Raw genomic sequence first — 353 nt, 5'->3', positions numbered from 1 at the left:
ATTGACGGACTGCTCACGCAGGGATTGTATGTACTTGCAGGTGCACAAAAGGTTCGTAAGTTTTGGATGGCAATGGATATTTGCCTCAGCATTGCAACAGGAGTTCCTGTACTTGGACGTGGTACTATTTAAGGAACTGCTTTGTATCTTTGTCTCGAGGATAACTATCTGCGACTACAGCGCAGATTGTTTCAGATGAACGCCGAACCGATTGAGAATCTTCACTTCGCACTTGCTGCTGATAAGATAGGCGCAGGTCTTGAAGAGCAGATAGAAGCGTTCAAGAAAGAGCACGATGACTTGAAAATAGTTGTTGTCGATGTTATGCAAATGGTGCGCAGCAATGTTGAGTC

Annotated in this window: 1 pseudogene; it reads left to right on the top strand. The window is 44.8% G+C overall.

The annotated features are described in order from the left end of the window. Window positions 1-141 precede the first annotated feature (141 nt). Window positions 142-353: pseudogene (locus tag DW015_RS13545) on the top strand (helicase RepA family protein); the annotation flags it as partial.

It is taken from the genome of Ruminococcus sp. AF37-20 (genome assembly GCF_003460465.1).
GTDB classification, from domain to species: Bacteria; Bacillota; Clostridia; order Oscillospirales; family Ruminococcaceae; genus Hominimerdicola; species Hominimerdicola aceti.
Note: the sequence above shows the minus strand (reverse complement) of the source record. Positions and strands in the feature narration are given on the sequence as shown.